Source organism: Rhizobium sp. R339 (genome assembly GCF_002211395.1).
In the GTDB taxonomy this organism is placed as follows: Bacteria; Pseudomonadota; Alphaproteobacteria; order Rhizobiales; family Rhizobiaceae; genus Rhizobium.
In genome coordinates this window covers 51,544-69,983 of record NZ_LOKV01000024.1, presented here as the reverse complement: position 1 = coordinate 69,983, position 18,440 = coordinate 51,544, and the positions used below count along the sequence as shown (strand labels likewise).

16 protein-coding genes are annotated in these 18,440 nt (G+C 61.7%); 9 read left to right on the top strand and 7 right to left on the bottom strand.

What is annotated here, in order from left to right; all coding sequences use genetic code 11:
• Nucleotides 1–8 precede the first annotated feature (8 nt).
• Nucleotides 9–2,048, top strand: a complete 2,040-nt coding sequence (locus ATY76_RS23090; RefSeq protein WP_088677358.1) for a prolyl oligopeptidase family serine peptidase — start codon at nucleotides 9–11, stop codon at nucleotides 2,046–2,048.
• A gap of 200 nt (nucleotides 2,049–2,248) precedes the next feature.
• Nucleotides 2,249–3,172: a Gfo/Idh/MocA family oxidoreductase gene (locus tag ATY76_RS23085; protein ID WP_088677040.1), complete on the top strand. Its 924-nt coding sequence runs from the start codon at nucleotides 2,249–2,251 to the stop codon at nucleotides 3,170–3,172.
• 57 nt (nucleotides 3,173–3,229) lie between these two features.
• Here ATY76_RS23085 and ATY76_RS23080 read toward each other — a convergent pair whose 3' ends face one another.
• Both ATY76_RS23080 and ATY76_RS23075 read right to left on the bottom strand, forming a co-directional pair.
• A complete protein-coding gene (locus tag ATY76_RS23080) occupies nucleotides 3,230–3,679 on the bottom strand; it encodes a DNA polymerase III subunit chi (RefSeq protein ID WP_088677039.1) in 450 nt (149 codons plus the stop codon).
• Nucleotides 3,679–5,169, bottom strand: coding sequence for a leucyl aminopeptidase (locus ATY76_RS23075; RefSeq protein ID WP_088677038.1), 1,491 nt, complete (start codon nucleotides 5,167–5,169; stop codon nucleotides 3,679–3,681). Before ATY76_RS23075 ends, ATY76_RS23080 begins: the two co-directional genes overlap by 1 nt.
• Nucleotides 5,170–5,312: 143 nt before the next feature.
• Between ATY76_RS23075 and ATY76_RS23070 the strand changes: the two genes are divergently transcribed.
• The 7 genes from ATY76_RS23070 (at nucleotide 5,313) to rsmA (ending at nucleotide 13,759) form a co-directional block, all read left to right on the top strand.
• On the top strand, nucleotides 5,313–6,086 hold the full coding sequence (locus tag ATY76_RS23070) for a phosphatase PAP2 family protein (RefSeq protein WP_088677037.1): 774 nt from the start codon (nucleotides 5,313–5,315) through the stop codon (nucleotides 6,084–6,086).
• 99 nt (nucleotides 6,087–6,185) lie between these two features.
• Nucleotides 6,186–7,367 (top strand): LPS export ABC transporter permease LptF, encoded by a 1,182-nt coding sequence (gene lptF, locus ATY76_RS23065; protein WP_088677357.1) that lies wholly within the window; start codon nucleotides 6,186–6,188, stop codon nucleotides 7,365–7,367.
• Complete coding sequence (lptG, locus tag ATY76_RS23060) at nucleotides 7,364–8,452, top strand: LPS export ABC transporter permease LptG (protein ID WP_088677036.1); 1,089 nt, start codon at nucleotides 7,364–7,366, stop codon at nucleotides 8,450–8,452. The genes lptF and lptG overlap by 4 nt, the downstream gene beginning before the upstream one ends.
• Entirely contained in the window at nucleotides 8,452–10,779 is a 2,328-nt protein-coding gene (locus ATY76_RS23055) for an LPS-assembly protein LptD (protein WP_088677035.1), read from the top strand. The genes lptG and ATY76_RS23055 overlap by 1 nt, the downstream gene beginning before the upstream one ends.
• A 176-nt stretch (nucleotides 10,780–10,955) precedes the next feature.
• On the top strand, nucleotides 10,956–11,897 hold the full coding sequence (locus ATY76_RS23050; protein WP_088677034.1) for a peptidylprolyl isomerase: 942 nt from the start codon (nucleotides 10,956–10,958) through the stop codon (nucleotides 11,895–11,897).
• Nucleotides 11,898–11,903: 6 nt separating this feature from the next.
• Complete coding sequence (pdxA, locus tag ATY76_RS23045) at nucleotides 11,904–12,932, top strand: 4-hydroxythreonine-4-phosphate dehydrogenase PdxA (RefSeq protein WP_088677033.1); 1,029 nt, start codon at nucleotides 11,904–11,906, stop codon at nucleotides 12,930–12,932.
• Nucleotides 12,932–13,759, top strand: coding sequence for a 16S rRNA (adenine(1518)-N(6)/adenine(1519)-N(6))-dimethyltransferase RsmA (rsmA, locus tag ATY76_RS23040; RefSeq protein WP_088677032.1), 828 nt, complete (start codon nucleotides 12,932–12,934; stop codon nucleotides 13,757–13,759). The genes pdxA and rsmA overlap by 1 nt, the downstream gene beginning before the upstream one ends.
• Here the strand turns inward: rsmA and gmk are convergent.
• From gmk to ATY76_RS23015, 5 genes are all read right to left on the bottom strand, one after another.
• A complete protein-coding gene (gmk, locus tag ATY76_RS23035; protein WP_064682104.1) occupies nucleotides 13,756–14,418 on the bottom strand; it encodes a guanylate kinase in 663 nt (220 codons plus the stop codon). The two genes, rsmA and gmk, sit on opposite strands and share 4 nt — an antisense overlap.
• A 3-nt stretch (nucleotides 14,419–14,421) precedes the next feature.
• Nucleotides 14,422–15,309 (bottom strand): YicC/YloC family endoribonuclease, encoded by an 888-nt coding sequence (locus ATY76_RS23030; RefSeq protein WP_088677031.1) that lies wholly within the window; start codon nucleotides 15,307–15,309, stop codon nucleotides 14,422–14,424.
• 19 nt (nucleotides 15,310–15,328) lie between these two features.
• Entirely contained in the window at nucleotides 15,329–16,567 is a 1,239-nt protein-coding gene (gene mltG, locus ATY76_RS23025) for an endolytic transglycosylase MltG (RefSeq protein ID WP_088677356.1), read from the bottom strand.
• Between the two features lie 169 nt (nucleotides 16,568–16,736).
• Nucleotides 16,737–17,996 carry a beta-ketoacyl-ACP synthase II gene (gene fabF / locus ATY76_RS23020; RefSeq protein WP_088677030.1) on the bottom strand — a complete coding sequence of 420 codons (1,260 nt, stop codon included), beginning with the start codon at nucleotides 17,994–17,996 and terminating at the stop codon, nucleotides 16,737–16,739.
• A 93-nt stretch (nucleotides 17,997–18,089) separates the two neighbouring features.
• Nucleotides 18,090–18,326 (bottom strand): acyl carrier protein, encoded by a 237-nt coding sequence (locus tag ATY76_RS23015; protein ID WP_003547058.1) that lies wholly within the window; start codon nucleotides 18,324–18,326, stop codon nucleotides 18,090–18,092.
• Nucleotides 18,327–18,440: the final 114 nt, after the last annotated feature.

Sequence of the window (18,440 nt, the reverse complement as noted above, 5' to 3'; positions counted from 1 at the left end):
GGTCCGACATGAATCTTCACCTCGAAACGGACGACGATCTTCGCACCCGCCAGTTCATCGACGAGCACAACGCGCACTCGGACATGGCGCTTAGAACAACTGAGTTCGCCACGGATCGCGATGCGATCAAGGCGCTCATCGAGCGCCAGGACAGGCTGATCATCCCAATGCGGCGAGGCGACTGGCTGTTCGACTTCCGTCAGACCAAGGACAACCCGCTCGGCGTTTGGCTTCGCCTGCCGGCCGACCAGAACCCGTTGCCTGATTCTGAGTGGGAGCCGGTATTCGATCTCGACGCCTTCTGCGTCAGCGAGGGAAAGCGCTGGAACTGGCGCGGTGCCGTGACCTGCCCCTGGGAGCCGACGCGGGTGCTGCTCCTTCTCTCGGACGGCGGCTCCGACCTTACCCGGCTGCTCGAGTTCGACGCCGAAACCAGGCAGGTCGTCGAGGACGGCTTCGACACCCCCGCCGTGCGATCGCACGCCAATTGGCTCAGCCGCGACGAAATCTGTTATTTCGGCTCCATCGACCGATTTGCGGCGACGCGCTCCGGCTGGCCGCGCGTCGGGCGGCGGCTGAAGCGCGGCCAGCGGCCGGAAGATGCCGCCGTCATGTTCGAGGCTGCGGACGAAGATGTCTACGGCTCCAATCTGGTCATCGACCCCGCCCTGTCCGGTGGTTCGCCGGATGCCGGATTGATCAACATTTTTGTCGCCGGCCACGAGATCGGCGTCGCAAGCGCGTTCCTCATCGCCGACGATGGTAAGCGGCAGCGCATCGATCTGCCTGCGGAGGCCGACTTCCAGTTCAATCGCGATCATTGCCTCTGGCGAGCGAAGACCGATGAGCGCGTTCCCACCGGCAGCCTCGTGCTGCAGCGCTTCGACCCGACATCTGAGAGCGTGCTCGGGCCGGAGCGGATCCTGTTCCAGCCCGGCGAAGGCCAGTCCATCTCACAGCTGATGCTGATGCGCGAATGGTGCGTCTTCATTATCTCCGACCGGCTGCGTCCGCGTCTGATGGTGCTCGATCTGACAAGGCCGGATGCCGAACAGCGCGAGATCCCGCTGCCCGCGGACATGCAGACGGCCCATTTCAGACCGCTCTACGCGGATCTGCATCTCGGTGACGATACGGTTCATATCGTCGGCCAGGGTTTTCTGCAGCCTCCGGCCTGCTACCGCCTGGAACTCTCGGATCGCAGCAGAGAGGCCGAGCCGGTTTTCGTCGCGGCCGCACCGAGTTATTTCGATGCAACAGATATGTCGTCCGAACTGCTGGAAGCTGTTTCGGAAGACGGAACCAGGGTTACATACCGGCTGGTATTGCCGAGGCAGTGGACCAAAGGAGAACTGCCGGTGCTGCTTTATGGCTATGGCGGCTTCGATGTTGCGCTCTCCCCGAGCTATTCCGGCGTAACGGGACGCTGGCTGGAGCAAGGCGGCGCCTTTGTGCAGGCCTATATCCGCGGCGGCGGCGAATTCGGACCCGACTGGTATCGCAGCGCCAAGCGGCAGGGACGAGACAAAGCATTCGCCGATTTCGTCGCCATTGCCCGCGATCTCGTCACCCGCGGCTACACCGTGCCGTCGCGGATCGCCTGCCAGGGCGGCAGCAATGGCGGCCTGCTGACGGGCGTCATGCTGACGCGCTATCCGCAGGATTTCGGCGCCGTCTGGTGCCAGGTGCCGGTGCTCGACATGACGCGCTTTCATCTGTTCAGCGCAGGAAAAGCCTGGATGGACGAATATGGCGACCCTGATACGCCGGCGGACCGGGATTTCATGCTCGGCTATTCGCCGCTCCATAATGTCAGGCCGGCAGCCGAGATCGCCTATCCGCCGATCTACATCGAAAGCTCGGCCAATGATGACCGCGTGCATCCCTCGCATGCGCGCCGCTTTGCCGCGCGGCTCGATGAGGCAGGGCATCGGCCGCTCTTCCATGAATTCGGTTCGGGCGGGCATGGCGGCGACGGTAATTCCGAGGAGCGCGCGGCCCGCGTGGCGATGGGTTACAGCTTCCTTCGCCAGACCATCATGCGCTAACGCATAGGCGTGAAACTGTGCAGCGGCTTTGCTGCAATGACATGGGTAAAAACAAAGACCTAGGGCGGAAGCAGCGAATCTGAAAGTTCGCGATGCGCTTCGGGATGCGATAGAATGCATGAGGAGAGCTTGTCGGCGCTCCTCTTTCTGCTACAAGAAGCTCAATAAATCATACTTTTCACAGGCTCGAGCGAAACACCATGTCTCCTATCAACCTCGCCATCGTCGGCGTCGGCAAGATCGTCCGCGACCAGCACCTTCCCTCCATCGCCAAGAACCCGGACTTCAAGCTCGTCGCCACCGCAAGCCGCCACGGCACGGTCGAAGGCATCAACGCCTATACGACGATCGACGCGATGCTCGATGCCGAGCCCTCGATCGATGCCGTTTCGCTCTGCATGCCGCCGCAATATCGCTATGAGGCAGCCTATAAGGCTCTCCTCGCCGGCAAGCACGTCTTCCTGGAAAAGCCGCCTGGCGCAACGCTCAGCGAAGTCGCCGATCTTGAGGCGCTCGCCGCAAGACAAGGCGCGTCGCTTTTTGCCAGCTGGCATTCGCGCTATGCGCCGGCCGTCGAGGCCGCCAAGGCGTTTCTGGCCTCGACCACGATCAACAGCGTGCATGTGATCTGGAAAGAAGATGTCCGCCACTGGCATCCGAACCAGGAATGGATCTGGCAGGCCGGCGGCCTTGGTGTCTTCGATCCGGGCATCAATGCGCTGTCGATCGTCACGCATATCTTGAGTCCGATCTTCATCACCGGGGCCGTGCTCGAATTTCCTGAAAACCGCGATGCGCCGATCGCTGCCGACATTCGCTTCCAGAATGCGGAGGGCCTGCCGGTTCACGCCGAATTCGACTGGCGCCAGACCGGCAAGCAGAGCTGGGATATCGTCGCGGAAACGGCAGCCGGCCAGATGGTTCTCTCCGAAGGCGGCGCCAAGCTTTCGATCAACGGCACGCTGACATTCGCCGAGCCGGAGCAGGAATACCCCTCGCTCTACCGCCGCTTCGCCGAAATCATCAAGGCCGGCAAATCGGATGTCGATCTCGCGCCGCTCCGCCACGTCGCCGACGCCTTCATGCTCGGCAAGCGGAAGTTCGTCGAAGCCTTCCACGACTGAGTGATTGGCGGTCCTTGCCGGTCGACTCGACGGGCAAGGACGATCCGGACGGGACGTTTAAGCCTTCTTCTCCCACCGCCCTTCCGGCGTCTGCTGCCAGTAGGTGAGGTTATGCCCCTCGCCTTTCAGCCTCTTCCATTGCGCGCGTGCGGCGTCCAGTTGCTCCTGGTCGTGACCGTCGAACATGAAGACGACGCGCTCGTAGGCTGCGACCGGCGGCGGTTCGGCGCCGTCGACGATGAAGCGCACGGTGGCTGCGTTGGCATTGTCCGATGTCACCGTCAAAAGCACGGGCTGGCTCTCGGCGAAATCCGTCTCATCGGTGCCGTGCGGCAGAAAACTCTCCTCACGAAAAGTCCAAAGATGCGTGTCGAGCGCGTCGCGTCGCGCCGGTTCCCGCGTCTGGACGGCGACGCGCCAGCCGCGCTCGACGCTTTTGTCGATGAGCGGCGGAAGCGCATCCTCCAGCCTGGTTTCGGTCAGATGATAGAAGAGAACGTCGGTCATCAGGCTTCATAATGGGCGCGGACGAGCTCGTCGAGCAGGCGCACGCCGAAACCGGACCCCCACGACTGGTTGATCTCGTCCTGCGGCGAGCCCATCGCCGTGCCGGCAATGTCGAGATGGGCCCAGGGCGTCTCCTGCACAAAGCGCTTGAGGAAATGCGCCGCCGTGATCGAGCCCGCCTGCCGGCCGCCGGTATTCTTCATGTCGGCGAATTTGCTGTCGATCAGCTTGTCGTAATCCTTGCCGAGCGGCATGCGCCAGAGCTTCTCGTTGGTCGAGAGGCCGGCTGCCGTCAGTTGGGCCGAAAGCTTGTCGTCATTGGAGAAGAGGCCCGCATGCACATTGCCGAGTGCGACGACGATCGCGCCTGTCAGCGTGGCGAGATTGATCATGAACTGCGGCTTGAAACGATCGTTGCAATACCAGAGCGCATCGCAGAGCACGAGGCGGCCTTCGGCATCGGTATTGATCACCTCGATCGTCTGGCCTGACATGGAGGTGACGATATCACCGGGACGCTGGGCGTTGCCGTCAGGCATGTTCTCGACCAGGCCAATGATGCCGACGGCGTTGACGGCGGCTTTGCGGGAGGCAAGCGCATGCATGAGGCCGGTGACGGCTGCAGCGCCGCCCATATCGCCCTTCATGTCCTCCATACCGGCGGCCGGCTTGATCGAAATGCCGCCGGTATCGAAGACGACGCCCTTGCCGACGAAGGCGACGGGACGATCCTTGGGTTTGCCGCCTTTCCACTGCATGATCGCAAGACGCGGCGGCCGCACGGAGCCCTGGGCAACGCCGAGAAGGGCGCCCATGCCGAGACGGCGCATCTCCTTCTCGGTCAGGATCTCGACTTCGACGCCGAGCTTTTCCAGCTCCTTCGCCTTGGCCGCAAACTCGACAGGGCCAAGCACGTTCGGCGGCTCGTTGACGAGGTCACGGGCAAGATTGACGCCGCCGGCGATGGCTTCGGAATCGGAAAAGGCCTTCTTGGCGCCGGCAGGATCAGCAGTGACGATCGTCACCTTCACGGATTTCGCCGGCTTTTCCTCCTCGTCGTTCTTCTTCGTCTTGTAGGTATCGAAGCTATAGGCGCGCAGCAGCAAACCGAGCGCGAAATCGGCGGCTGCCCGAGCGGTCATCTCGAGGCCGGGAACATCGATGAAGATTGCTGCCTTGTCGGTATTCTTGATTTTCGATGCAGCGGCGCCCCCGGCCCTCAGCCAGTCATGGGCGGTGAGTTCGGCAGCCTTGCCGAGCCCGATGACGACGATGCGCTCGACGGGCGCGGCTTCGGGAGCGACGATATCGAGAGCGGCCATGGACCTTGCGGAGAATCGGCCGATCCTCGCGGCCTTGGCGACCACGCCGGCCGGATCGACCGTTTCGACGCCCGCAGCGCTCTCGGCCTCGGTCGTCTTCAGCAGGATTGCCAGGCCGCCATTGAGCTTTGCCGACTTTGAGAAAGAAATTTCGAACTTTGCTGACATGTCTTCTCCGCTGGGATTCTTCGGGATCCGTTCCTGGCGGATAATTTCGTGTTTGGCGGGTCTGTCAATGGCTTGCGACAATTGTTATGGTCGCCCGCGGCCGTCAGGGCCTCCTGTTTTCGTCAGTTCCGTAGATATTCGCGTTGACAATTTTTTCCAAAAATCGGTGGCACGGCTCGGCAATCCGCCTGCCGAAAACGACTTTCGGTGCATTCGTGCTGCTGTTTTGGACGTGGTGGGCGCTGCTTGCCGTGTTCCGCGCCTTCCCCGAAATAGACATCTATTTTTCCCGGCTTTTTTTCGTGGCTGTAGATTGCGACGCGACGGCGGCGGCCGGCAGCATCTGCGGCGGCTTTCCCTATCGCGACTCGGGAAACTTCGACCTGCTGCGCACCATCTTCCTCCGCCTGCCCTATGTGGTGGCGATCGTGATGGCGTGGAAATTCATCGAATGTTATCAGCAGCATGGCGCCACGTTCAATGCCGAGAGGGCGCGCAAGCTCAAAGTCGCACTGGGAACGCTGCTGATCGGGCCGGTGCTGCTCGTCAATGTCATCCTGAAGGAACATTGGGGGCGGCCGCGGCCGCTGCAGACGGACATTTTCGGCGGTCCTCTGCATTTCGCCGAGGCAGGTTCGCTCGCCGGCAAATGCGTTTCGAACTGCTCCTTCGTCTCCGGCGAGGCGGCGAGCGCCGGCTGGCTGCTCTGCCTTCTGCTCTTCGTTCCGAAATCGCTGCGCTACGCGATCGTGCCGCCCGTGGTGATGATCTCGATCCTCACGCCGGCGATGCGACTATCCTTCGGTGCGCATTACCTTTCCGATGTCATGCTCGGATGGCTTTCTTCTATCGTCATCTTCGCCGCGCTGCTGGCATTAACTGAGTCGCAACAGGGCCAAAAAAATTCTGAAATTTGAATGAATTTTGACACCAGCTTGTCGCAAAAGCGCGACAAAGAGCGTAGAGGGATTCTCCTGCAAGCCGCTTGGGCGTGCAGGGTGCTTTCAAGGGCCGGCATGAAACTACTCGAGACATACATATTGCGGCGCGTCGGCCAGATGTTTCTCGTGGCTCTGCTGCCCGTGCTGGCGATTATTTGGACGACACAGGTTCTGCAGCGCATCAACCTCGTCACCGACAGCGGCCAGTCGATCGGTTCGTTCGCCAAGCTGGCGACGATGATCCTGCCGTCGATCATTCCCGTCGTGCTGCCCTTCGCGCTCGTCATCGCCATCACGCAGACATTGACGACGATGAACAACGATTCCGAGCTCACCGTCATCGATGCGGCAGGCGCGCGGCGCAGCATATTGATTCGTCCGATCCTGCTGCTTGCCGCCGTCATCAGCGTCTTTTCCTTCTTCGTCGACAACATCGTCGAACCGCGGGCCAAGACCGTGGTCCGCCAGATGATCGCGGAGACTTATGCCGACCTGCTCTCCTCGGTGATCGAGGAAAAGACCTTCCGCAAGCTCGACGAAGGCCTCTATGTGCAGATCTCCAAGCGCATGGCGGGCCGCACGCTGAAAGGTCTCTTCGTCGCAGATGAGCGCGATCCGGCCTACGAGCTGATCTATTACGCCAAGGAAGGCGCCGTCGACGACAAAGGCACGACGCTGATCATGCATGACGGCGAGGTCCACCGCAAAACGCCGGATGGCAACGTCTCGGTCATCAAATTCGATTCCTATTCCTTCGACCTCTCGGACATGACGGAAAATCGCGGTCAGGCGACGTTGCGCGCCAGCGATCGTGATCTGTGGTTCCTGTTCAATCCCGACCCGGCCGACAAGGACTACACGATCCGGCCGCAGAGCTACCGCGCCGAGCTGCACCGGCGACTGACGGACTGGATCCTGCCCGTCGTCTTCGCGCTGTTTTCGCTGGCGATCGCCGGCGACGCGCGCTCGCACCGCGAAGCCCGGCTGCATCCGATGGTCAGTGCCCTCGCCTACGCCTTCGCGCTGCGCTGGGCGGCCTTCTACGCGGCCAATCAGATCGACACCGATCCTGAATATATCGCCGTCCTCTACGCGATCCCGATCGTCAGTAGCATCATTTCGATCGTCTTCCTGGGCCTGCACAAGCGACTGGTCATGCCTTCGTTCATCCGGGATCGGATCTCGTCGTTCTGGAGACGGATGCAGGAGAGACTGCTTGCCGCTGCGGGCAGGACCGGCGGGGGCGCTACCCAATGATGTTCGGTACATTGTCGCGTTATTTTTTTCGTCGTTATCTGGCGACGACGGGCTGGTTCCTGATCGGCGTGTCGGCGATTAGTTTCCTCCTCGATTTCAGCGAGACGGCGGGCCGCATGTCCGGCCTGCCCGGCTACACGATCGGCGGCGGCATCCTGATGACCGCCGTTCGCCTGCCGCTCATCCTGCAGCAGACGGTGCCGTTCATCACGCTGTTCGTCGGCATGACGGTGCTGATCGGTCTCAACCGCAAATATGAGCTCGTCGTGACGCGGGCAGCCGGCATTTCCGTCTGGCAATTCATGTTTCCCTTCATCGTCGGATCCCTGGCCATCGGCGTGCTGACGATGACGGCGCTCAACCCGCTTGCCGCCTGGGGACAGCGTCAGGCTCTTCTCGTCGAATCCGACTGGCGCGGCGAAAATGCGGTCCTGCGCAAGGCGCCGCAGATTCCGTGGCTGCGCCAGATCAGCGGCCGGGACGATGTCATCATCGGCGCCCAGACCGTTCAGGAGAACGGGACAAAGCTAATCGACGCTGTGCTGATCCATTTCGATTCAAGCGGTCAGGTCATTCTGAGACAGGACGCCGCGACGGCAAAGTTGGAAGATGGTTACTGGCAGCTTAACACTGTCGTCGAGCGCAAGCCTGGCGAAATCCCCGTGCGCAAAGCTTCGGTTCAACTTCGCACCAATCTGAAACAGGATTTCGTCCAGGAGCGGCTGACGGCGCCGGAAACAATTGGTTTCTTTGACCTTTCGAACCGCATTGCAGCGGCCAAATCCTTCGGCATCTCAACCAAGGCGCTGGAGACGCAATTCAACGCGCTGTTGTCCCAGCCGTTGCTGCTGGTGGCGATGACTCTCATTGCTGCAACAGTGTCCCTAAAATTTAGCCGGTTCAACCAATCCCGCTCCGTGATTCTGGGTGGCATCCTCGCGGGCTTCGTGCTTTATGTCATCACCGTGCTTGTAAAAGCATTCGGAAGCAGTGGAGTCGTGCCTCCTTTCGTGGCGACGTGGATACCGGTGGTCGTCGCGTTGGCGTTGGGCGCGACTATTCTGCTTCATCAGGAGGACGGCTAGTGGCGGCAGGCGACCGCAAGTACTTTAGTAAACAATTGGTTGCCCTGCTTGCCGGCGCGACTCTATGTTCCTATTTCAGCAGCGTTCCGGCCTCTTTCGGCCAGGTCACGACGCCCGAACAAAATATCCAGCAGAAGATCCCCGAAGGAGCCAAGCTTCTCCTGTCGGCCAATGAACTCGTCTATAATCGCGATGCGGACATGGTGTCGGCGGTCGGCGGCGTGCAGATCAACTATGGCGGCTACAAAATGGTCGCTCAGAAGGTCGAATATAATCAGAAGACCGGCCGGATGACGGCGATCGGCAATGTCGAGCTGGTCAGCCCCGACGGCAACCGCATCTACGCCGACAATCTTGATGTGACCGACAATTTCGCCGACGGGTTCCTGAACTCGCTGCGCATCGAAACCTCCGACAACACACGTATCGTCGCCGAAAGCGGCGAGCGGGTCGGCGGCACGCTGATGATTCTCAACAAGGGCGTCTATACGGCCTGCCTTCCCTGCGCCGAAGATCCCAAGCGGGCGCCCTTCTGGCAGGTGAAGGCGCAGCGTGTCATCCAGAATGGCGAAACGCACACGGTCCGGCTGGAGCGGGCGCGATTCGAGCTGCTCGGCCATCCGATTGCCTTCCTGCCGTTCATCGAGGTTCCCGATAACACGGTGAAGCGCAAGTCGGGCTTTCTCTTCCCGACGATGAGCCTGTCGCAGAATCTCGGTTTCGGTCTTTCCATTCCTTATTATTACGTGATCTCGCCGAGCATGGATGCGACGGTCACCGCCACCGGCTACACGGCCCAGGGCTTTCTTGTCGAAGGCGAGTTCCGCCAGCGTTTTGAAAATGGCACGCATATCCTGCGCGTCGCCGGCATAGACCAGGCAACCCCGGGCAATTTCAGCTCCGGCACCAGCGATGCCGAAGCCGAGCGGCGCGGCATGGTGGCGTCGAAGGCAGAGTTCCGCATCAATCCGCGTTGGACGTTCGGCTGGGACGTCATGGTCCAGAGCGACAACAACTTCTCGAAAACCTATAAGCTGCGCGGGCTCAGCGGCACAGATCGCACCAACCAGATCTACCTGACGGGATTGGGCAAGCGGAATTACTTCGACATGCGGGCGTTCTATTTCGACGTCCAAGATGCTGACCGGACGAACACGGCCGAAAAGCAGCAGGCGATCGTCTATCCTTCGCTCGACTATCATTATGTGGCGCCGCAGCCGCTTGCAGGCGGCGAACTATCGGCCGATGTCAACCTGACGAATATTTCGCGCACGCATGACGACTTCTATACCGTTGACGGCTTCGACCGTTTCCGCGGCCTGAAGGGACAGACCTCGCGCCTGACCGCGGAGCTGCAGTGGAAGCGCACCTACGTTACGCCGACCGGCCTGGTGATTACGCCGCTGCTGGCTGCGCGCGGTGACGCCTTCGCGCTGAACATGGACGATCCGACCGGCTATGGCGGCAACTATTATGACGGCAATTCCGCCACCCGTTCGATGTTCACTGCCGGGCTGGAGATTCGTTATCCGATCCTGATGACGACTGACAACAGCACCCACATCCTCGAGCCGATCGCCCAGATCTATGCCCGCCCGGACGAGCAGCTCGCCGGCCGGCTGCCGAACGAGGATGCGCAGAGCTTCGTCTTCGACGCCACCTCGCTGTTCGACCGCGACAAATTCTCGGGCTACGACCGTATCGAAGGCGGCACCCGCGCCAATGTCGGCATTCAGTATACCGGCACGTTCGACAGCGGCTACAAGCTGCACGGCCTCTTCGGCCAGTCCTACCAGATCGCCGGACAGAACTCGTTCGCCACCAATGACCTTGTCAACGTGGGTGCGGATTCGGGCCTGGAAACCGCTCGCTCCGACTATGTGGGTCTCGGGGGCATCGAAACGCCGTTCGGCGTTTCCGTGACAGCCTCCTACCGCCTCGACGAGAAGGATTTCGATTTCCGCCGCGGCGACCTGACGACGGCTTACCAGAACGACACCTTCTCCACGCAGGTGACTTACACCCACCTCAGCGCGCAACCGGCATATGGCTTCGCTGACGACAACGACGAGATCCAGACCAGCAGCCGCGTCAAGTTCAAGGATTACTGGTCAATCTTCGGCGGTATTGCCTGGGATCTGAACAATGAGGTGCTCAGCCGCCGCACGCTCGGCCTCAGCTACGAGGACGAATGCACGATCTTTACGATCGCCTATACCGATACGAGGGACGCCGACGATGAGTCGGGAAGTGACTGGACGATCGGCGCTCGGCTGACCTTCCGCACGCTCGGCGATATCAAGATCGGCACCGATAGCGTCGAATGACGGACAGGGACATGACCTTCAGTCATTCTTTCGCCGTAAGCCTGTGCAGGACATTGCCGCCAGTCGATATCTGAGGCATAGCGGTCTCGCGCCATGATGGAAGCGATTTCCGCTTGTCTCGCACTGTGGTAAGAACGCCGCGAACACGTCTCGCGGCGCCATCGGGAGGTCAACAGATGATTGACGCGAAAAAAGCCATAACAGCCTTCATCACGGGGGCAACTATTACGCTGGCTGGCTTTGCGGCTCCGGCATTTGCCGCAAGCGAAGTCAAAGCCGTGGTGAACGGCACCGCCATCACCAGCGGCGACGTCGCCAAGCGCCAGGCCTTCTTGCGGCTGCAGCATACGAAGGCGGACGCCAAGACTGCCGAAGAGCAACTGATCGACGAGACGCTCAAGCGGCAGGAGGTCGCCCGCGTTCGTATGTCGGTTTCGCAGCAGGACGTCGATGCCTCGTTCGCGCGCTTCTCGAGCGGCAACAAGCTTTCCGTCGAGCAGATGTCGCAGATCCTCGATCGCGCCGGCGTCGGTGTCGACCATTTCAAGGGTTTCATTGCCGTGCAGATGAGCTGGCCGCGCGTCGTCAATGCGCGCTACGGTTCAACGTCTCGGCTGTCGAATTACGACCTCGTCTCCCGCATGATGCAGAACAACAAGCAGAAGCCGGTGACGACGGAATATATGCTGCAGCAGATCATCTTCGTCGTTCCGCAAGCCAAGCGCGGCGCCATCACCGGCAAGCGCAAGAGCGAGGCGGAGGCATCGCGCTCGAAATTCCCCGGCTGCGACCAGTCAAAGGTTTTTGCCGCGACGATGCGCGACGTTTCCGTGCGCGACCTCGGCCGCATGCTCGCCCCGGAGATCCCGCCGGATTGGAAGCCGCTGGTCGAACAGGCCAAGGGCAACACCACAGGCACCCGCGTCACCGACAAGGGGGTCGAATACCTGGCAATCTGCAGTCAGCGTCAGGTTTCCGACGACCAGGCCGCCGAAATGGTCTTCCGCCAGGAAGATCTCGACAAATCCAAGGCCGACAAGAGCGGTCCGCCGGAAAACGAGAACGCCAAGAAATACCTGGAAGAACTGCGCAAGAAGGCGCAGATCGCCTATCGCTGACAGACGATGGCAATACCGTTCTCACGACCGCTTGCGCTCACTCAGGGCGATCCCGCCGGCATCGGGCCGGATATCACCCTGATGGCGTGGCTCCGGCGGCGTGAACTTGGGCTGCCGCCTTTCTTCCTGATCGGCGACCCTGATGTCCTGGCGTTAAGAGCCCGCCAGCTCAATCTGACGGTTTCGATCCGCGAGAGCGATGGCGCCAGCGAGGCTGCCGGTATCTTTGCCGATGCACTGCCCGTCATGACGGTGCCGGCCGGCATCGAGGTGGTGGCCGGCGAGCCGCACCAGGCAACGGCGAAAGGCACGATCGCGGCGATCGAGAAAGCCGTATCACTGGTGATCGATGGCGAGGCGCTTGGCGTCGTCACCAACCCGATCTCCAAAAGTGTGCTCTATGAAGCAGGCTTCCGCTTTCCCGGTCATACCGAGTTTCTGGCGGATCTCGCCGCCAAGGCGACAGGCCGTCCGGTCACGCCTGTGATGATGTTATCAGGACCGAAGCTCAAGGCTATTCCCGTCACCATCCATATTCCGGTTCGCGACGTGCCGCAGGCGCTGACGAGCGAACTGATCATGGAAACCTGCCGGATCGCCCATGAAGATCTGAGGCAGCGCTTCGGCATCGAGGCGCCGCGGCTTGCCGTTGCCGGCCTCAACCCGCATGCCGGCGAAGGCGGGGCAATGGGCAAGGAGGATGAGACCATCATCCGTCCGGCAATCGAGCGCCTTCGCGACGAGGGCATCGATGCGATCGGCCCCCTGCCCGCCGATACGATGTTCCATGACGAGGCGCGGGCGCGATACGACGTTGCCGTCTGCATGTATCACGATCAGGCGCTGATCCCGGCCAAGACACTCGGTTTCGACGACAGCGTCAACGTGACGCTGGGGCTTCCTTTCGTCCGCACATCGCCGGATCACGGCACTGCTTTCGGCATCGCCGGCAAAGGCTTGGCACGCGAGGAGAGCCTCGTCGCGGCGCTGAAGCTTGCCGCGCAGCTCGACCGCAGCATGGAAAGCCGCCGCTGATGGCAGCACTCGACGGTCTGCCGCCGCTTCGCGACGTTATCCAGCGTCATGGCCTGGATGCGCGCAAGGCGCTCGGCCAGAACTTCCTGCTCGACCTCAACCTCACCCAGAAGATCGCCCGCACGGCCGGCGCTCTCGAAGAAGCCACCGTCTTCGAGGTCGGCCCCGGTCCCGGCGGGCTGACGCGCGCGATCCTGGCGCTCGGCGCCAAGAAGGTGATCGCCGTCGAACGCGATGCGCGCTGCCTGCCGGCGCTCGCCGAAATCGCCGGTCATTATCCCGGCCGGCTTGACGTGATCGAAGGCGACGCGCTGAAGACCGATTTCGAGGCCCTGGTGCCGAAAGGTCCGGTCAAGATCATTGCCAACCTGCCCTATAATATCGGCACGCAGCTGCTGGTCAACTGGCTGCTGCCGAAGGCCTGGCCGCCGTTCTGGCAGTCGCTGACGCTGATGTTTCAAAAGGAAGTCGGCGAGCGTATCGTCGCCGCCGAGGATGACGATCACTACGGCCGTCTCGGCGTTCTCTGCGGCTGGCGGACGGAAGCTCGCATGGCCTTCGATGTTCCGCCGCAAGCCTTTACGCCGCCGCCGAAGGTAACGTCGACCGTCGTGCAGCTGCTTCCCCGGGAAAACCCTATTCCCTGCGCTGTCGGCAATCTGGAAAAGGTGACGCAAGCCGCCTTCGGCCAGCGCCGCAAGATGCTGCGTCAAAGCTTGAAGCCGCTCGGCGGTGAGAGCCTGCTCGTCAAGGCAGGGATCGACCCGGTGCGCCGGGCGGAGACCTTGTCCGTCGAGGAGTTCTGCCTGCTTGCGAATTCCCTTTAAAGCGACGGCGTCTCTTCCAGCAATCCACGGACGAAATCGAACATGCCATGGCGGCGGTCGCGGCGCAGGCGCTCGGCCTTGACGATCGACTGAACGGCATCGAAGGCGGCGTTGAGGTCGTCGTTGACGATGACGTAGTCATATTCGCGCCAATGGGCGATCTCGGCGCGACTGTTGGCCAGCCGCGTCTGGATGACCTCTTCCGAATCCTCGGCGCGGCGGTGCAACCGCGACTGCAGCTCGGTCATTGTCGGCGGAAGCACGAAGATAGAGACGACGTCGGCCGACATCTTCTCCTGCAATTGCTGAGCGCCCTGCCAATCGATGTCGAAAAGCATGTCGCGGCCCTCGGCCATGGCTTGCTCCACCGGCTCGCGCGGCGTGCCGTAGAAATTGCCATGCACCTCGGCCCATTCGAGCAGCGCGTCGCTATCGCGCAGCCGCTCGAACTCGCGCACGCTCTTGAAGTGGTAATGCACATCCTCGACTTCGCTCGGGCGGCGCTGGCGCGTGGTGACGCTGACGGAGAGGCCGATTTGCCTGTCCTGCTCCAGCAGCGTGCGCGCGATGGTGGACTTGCCGGCGCCCGACGGCGACGAGATAACAAGCATCAGACCGCGGCGGGCGATCTGGACGGGCGAGGATTTCGCCGGTTTCATGTCCTACTCCAAATTCTGGACCTGCTCGCGGAACTGGTCGATCACGACTTTCAGCTCGATGCCGGCGGCGGTGACCGCCGAAGCATTCGACTTCGAGCAGATGGTATTCGATTCGCGGTTAAATTCCTGTGCAAGGAAGTCCAGCCGGCGGCCGGCGGGGCCGCCTTTCACCAGAAGATCGCGTGCAGCGGCAATATGCGCCTTGAGCCGATCGATTTCCTCGCGCAGATCCGCCTTGGTCGCCAACAGCGCAGCTTCGGCGTGCAGCCTGTCGCGGTCGAGGGCAGCCATGCCGTCCATCAACAAAGTCACCTGTGCAGTAAGCCGCGCCGCGATCTCCTGCGGCGAGCGCGAGGGATCGCTCTCGATCACACGCGTCAAGCCTTCGATCGTGGCGACATGATCGAGAAGAATGCGGACGAGCGCCGATCCTTCCTGTTCGCGCATTGCCCTCAGATCGGAAAGAGCGGCCAGCAGGCCGGCGGCGATATCGGCGTCACGGGTGGCGAGCGCCTCTTCGCTATCCTCGCCTTCGCGGAATTCCACGATGCCGCGCACGAGAAGCAGCGTGTCGAGCTTCAGCGGCGCGGGGTCGATCATGCCTTCCAATTGCTCGCGCATGGCAAGCACGGCGGCAAGCGCTTGCCTGTTCAGCACCGCCTCGAAACGGTTCTCGTCAGCGGTAACCGACAGCGATGCCTGCAGGTTGCCGCGGCTGAAGCTTTCGCCGGCAAGGCGGCGAACCTCCGCCTCCATCCGTTCAAGCCCGGGCGGCAGGCGCAAGCGCAGGTCAAGGCCCTTGCCGTTGACCGAGCGCAGCTCCCATGCCCAGCGCCAGCGACCGCTCGTTCCCTCGCGCCGCGCAAAACCGGTCATGGACTGCAGAGCCATGCGAGCCTCCCGAAATCTGTCAGTTGATTTTCTTTTTCTTCGGCGGAACGACGGCCGCGCCATTATCTGCCGGCGGCTCCTCCGGCTGGCCGTCAACCGCTATGTTCGGATCCGAACCCTTGTCGGCCTCGAGCTTACGCCAGCGTTTGACATTGGCATTATGCTCCTCGAGCGTGGCCGCGAAGACGTGGCCGCCGGTGCCATCGGCGACGAAATAGAGATCCTGCGTCTTCCAGGGATTGGCGACGGCTTCCAGCGCATCCTTGCCGGGATTGGCGATCGGCGTCGGCGGCAGACCCTTGATGACATAGGTATTGTACGGCGTGTCCCGCTTCAGGTCCGACTGATAGATCGGCCGGTCGGCCGGTTTGCCTTCGCCGCCGAAGAGGCCATAGATGATCGTCGGGTCGGACTGCAGGCGCATGCCCTTGCCGAGCCGGTTGAGGAAGACGGAGGCGACATGGGCGCGCTCGTCGGGAACGCCAGTTTCCTTTTCGACGATCGAAGCGAGTGTCACGAATTCTTCTTTGGACCGTAGAGATAGCGACGCGTCACGCTTATCCCAGATCTGGTCGACGAGCTTTTGCTGTGCCGCCGCCATCTGCTGAATGATCTCCGAACGCTTGGTGCCGCGCGAGAATTTATAGGTATCCGGACGCAGGCTGCCCTCGCCCGGCAGCGCTGCCGGCAAATCGCCTTCCAGCACCGGATCGGCCAGCATGCGGTCGAACATCTGGCGGACCGTCAGGCCTTCGGGGAAGGATACGGAATAAAGGATAGACTTGCCCGATTTCAGAAGCTCCATGATATCGCTCATGGAAGCCTTCGCCTTGATCTCATATTCCCCGGCCTTCAGGCTCTCTCCGGCCGACAGATGCGTGGCTGTGAGATAACGGAAGATGCGGGCATCGGTAATGATGGCGTTGCGCTCGAGGTTCGAGGCGATTTCGGCCAGGCCAGCGCCGTTGCGAACGATGAAATTGGTGTTGGTCTGCAGCGGACCGGGGCTCTGATAGGTCGATTTGGCGTAGTAGAAGCCGATGACGGCAACGATGCAGACCAGAACGGCCATCGTCATGATGAAGTTCAGGAAAAGAACAACCTGGCTGCGGGCATTCTTGGACCGCTTCGGCGGCTCCGGAACGCGCTCCGGGCGCAGGGCCTCATTCGGCGATTTGGGGATGATCGGTCCCTTCTGCGCTTGCCGGCCGTTCTCGCCCTGCGGGGTATCGTTGCTCTGGTTCGTCGTATCGCTCACCGGCAATCCTCTAAAACTTGGCCTTCACTTCGCTATTTCGCGAAGCAATGCGGCAAAAGCAGGTCTACCGCCGCTCAATGACGCCGGTCACCTGCTGTGCTTTCGCACGCCCTGCCATGCGCGTGCAGGACGGCCTTGTCGACGGCGTCGGGATACCCGTGGGTATCCGCTAGGCGTAACGGCGCAGCACGAGCGATGCGTTCGTGCCGCCAAATCCGAACGAATTGGACAGCGCCACGTTGATTTCTCGCTCACGCGCCTTGTGCGGAACAAGATCGATCGCCGTCTCGCGTTCGGGATTGTCGAGATTGAGCGTCGGCGGCGCGACATTGTCGCGGATGGCGAGCGTGGCGAAGATCGTCTCGATGGCGCCGGCCGCGCCGAGAAGGTGGCCCGTCGCCGACTTGGTCGAGGACATGGAGATCTTCGACGCTGCGTTGCCGACCAGCCGCTCGACGGCACCGAGTTCGATCGTGTCGGCCATGGTCGACGTGCCGTGGGCGTTGATGTAGTCGATGTCGGCCGGCGTCAGCCCGGCGCGCTTCAGCGCCATCGCCATGCAACGGCCGGCACCCTCGCCGTCTTCGGACGGCGCAGTGATGTGATAGGCATCGCCCGACAGGCCGTAGCCGACGACTTCGGCGTAAATCTTCGCGCCGCGCGCCTTGGCGTGCTCCAGCTCCTCGAGCACGACGATGCCGGCGCCCTCGCCCATGACGAAGCCGTCACGGTCGCGGTCATAGGGGCGCGAAGCCTTCTGCGGATCGTCATTGTGCTGGGTCGACAGCGCCTTGCAGGCAGCAAAGCCTGCCAGCGAAATGCGGCTGACGGGGGATTCCGTGCCGCCGGCGACCATGACGTCGGCATCGCCAAGCGCGATCAGCCGCGCGGCATCGCCGATCGCATGCGCGCCCGTCGAGCAGGCGGTGACGACCGAATGATTGGGTCCGCGCAGCTTGTGGCGGATCGAAACCTGGCCGGAGACGAGGTTGATCAACCGGCCGGGAATGAAGAAGGGGGAGATGCGGCGCGGGCCCTTGTCGCGCAGGGTGTAGCCCGCCTCGACGATGCCTTCGATGCCGCCGATGCCGGAGCCGATCAGCACGCCGGTGGCGATCTGGTCCTCGTCGGTCTGGGGATGCCAGTCGGCATCGGCAAGCGCCATGTCGGCGGCGGCCATACCGTAGATGATGAAGGGATCGACCTTGCGCTGTTCCTTCAGCTCCATCCACTGATCGACATTGAAGGTGCCGTCGGCACCGTCACCGAGCGGGATACGGCAAGCGATCTTGGCGGGAAGGTCGTCAACCTCGAATTCGGTGACCAGACGGGCGCCGTTCTGGCCGGCAAGCAAGCGCGACCACGTGACCTCTGTTCCGCATCCCAAGGGTGATACCATGCCGGTACCGGTTATGACGACACGTCTCATCGCGTGCTTTCCCCCGTCTCTTATGTTCTATGGAGAAATATGCCGATAAGAAAAGGGCGGACTCCCGGCCCGCCCTTTCTCAAATGCACTGGATCAGGCCTGGGCCTTCTCAATAAACTTCACAGCATCGCCGACCGTCAGGATCGAGTCAGCGGCGTCGTCGGGAATTTCAACGCCGAATTCTTCTTCGAAAGCCATGACAAGTTCGACAGTGTCGAGCGAGTCAGCGCCCAGATCGTCGATAAAGCTGGCGCTCTCGACGACCTTGTCGGCATCGACGCCAAGATGATCAATAACAATTTTCTTTACGCGTTCTGCGATATCGCTCATGTCGGTTTCCTCGACCTTATGTCCTGATCGGCATGCCGTTACGGCATCCCTACCTGTTTCAGCCTGCGATGTTTTCAGACATCCTCGGCAAACTCGTTTACCCGGCTTCAGAGA